The 1,596-nt window shown below is 64.1% G+C and carries 2 protein-coding genes; both read right to left on the reverse strand.

Going from position 1 to position 1,596, the window contains the following annotated elements; all coding sequences use genetic code 11:
* The coding region (gene icmH, locus EN925_RS35090) for a type IVB secretion system protein IcmH/DotU (RefSeq protein WP_164894628.1) at positions 1–766 on the reverse strand (766 nt) is incomplete at its 3' end.
* A gap of 4 nt (positions 767–770) precedes the next feature.
* Positions 771–1,596, reverse strand: an 826-nt coding sequence (tssK, locus tag EN925_RS35095; RefSeq protein WP_128337329.1) for a type VI secretion system baseplate subunit TssK, incomplete at its 5' end; no start/stop codon positions are given.

Here is a 1,596-nt window from a genome sequence, read left to right on the forward strand (position 1 = left end):
CCGCTGGGCTCCTCAGTGCCATGGAGAGCCCGACATGGTTTGTCAGGGCTGCAACCGCCGCACCGAGCGCCATGACCCAGATCGGAACGATGAAGCGCTGCGGCTCGTCAGATGCGATCACGCCTTTCCAGTTTGGCGACAGTGGCGCGCCTTCGGCGTCGGCATCGCGTAGGAAGCGTGCCGCCGCCACGCGAACGGCATTGAGCGAGCGGTCGCCGGATCGGGCCGACACGCGATATTTGCCACGAAAGCCAAGCGCCATGCATTGATACTGCAGTTCCAGCAATTCGCGATCACGGTTGGGATGGCGCTCGAGTTCGTCGAGACGGGTGAAGAACTGCGTGCCGGCATCGACATCGCCGCGCAGCATGACCACAAGCGGCTGCCGCGGCCAGGCGCTGGCGCCGCCCCATGGCGTGTTCAGGGCCAGATCGTCGAGCAACGCCGCCACCACCCAGGCCGCCTGGTCGGCGCGCTCCATTGAGGATCCGACCGACATAGCCGTGTCGCGTGCCCGGACCAGTTCTTCGAGCAATCGGGTACGCAATGCTTCCGGATTGTCCGGCGGCAGCGCACTTTCAAGCTCGGGACCGAATTCGAGCAAGGGCGCAAATGCGTTGACGAGTGCGTTCGGATGGGTGCGGGAGCGCTTTACCGACGCGCTCGGCAAAGGTGGCGCCATCGGCCGCGGCATCGGCGCGCCGGTCAATCGAATGCGGGTGCGTTCGCGATCCTCCGACAGTCCGAACGGATCATCGCGGCTCATGATCTCACCTGTTCACCGAATAGCAGTCCACCTGCGGCTCGCTTGGCAACACGCCCGAAACGCCGATGACGAAGCCGGGAGCGTCGAGCAGCGACGCCCAGTGCTCACTTTTCTGGTCCAGTTCCAGACATAACCGATCGCCATCGTAAGGAATCTCGCGCGGCTGGGAATGAAGCGGTTTCAGCGGAATGCCGGGCAAGCGCGATTTCCACAGGCCCTCGAACTGGTCGGCCGAGCCGACGGTTGCCTGATTGACGAATATCTTGCGCAGCGCGTCTTCCGACAACTCCGAACCGACCCGGATGACGATCCGGCTGGCCACCAGCAGCTTCGGATTGTCGATACGGATCTTCCAGACATTGGTCGAATGCCGCATGACAGGCAGCGCACGCGATTTCGGCTCGATGTAACGCAGGCTGAGGATGAGCGAGCGCAGCGCATCCGCCAGCGCCGAATAGGCGGGGCCAGGCGCCATGTGATCGTAGGCGGGCAACTCGCCCAGCCGCCGCGCGCTCGATCCGTAGGTCGCCATCGAACCGGCGAGACCGGCAAGTTCCAGGTAAAGCTCGGCTGGATGGAACACATCCTGAGCCAGCATGTGGGCCAGCCGCGGACGTGCCGCATTGGCGAGATTGAGCATCAGCAAATCTTCGACGCTGCGCCCAGGTCCGCCCATGACCATCTTGCCATGCGCCTCGGCGATCTGGTCGAGGCCGGTGACAACTTCCAGCAGCAATTGCCGGTACCAGGCCACGGCGCCCGTAACCAAGGTCGGTGGCAGGAAGGTCTCGTCCAGGGAGACGCCGCCATCGGCTCGAATCCCCTTGAGG

It is taken from the genome of Mesorhizobium sp. M7A.F.Ca.US.006.04.2.1 (assembly GCF_004022915.1).
GTDB lineage: Bacteria > Pseudomonadota > Alphaproteobacteria > Rhizobiales > Rhizobiaceae > Mesorhizobium > Mesorhizobium ciceri.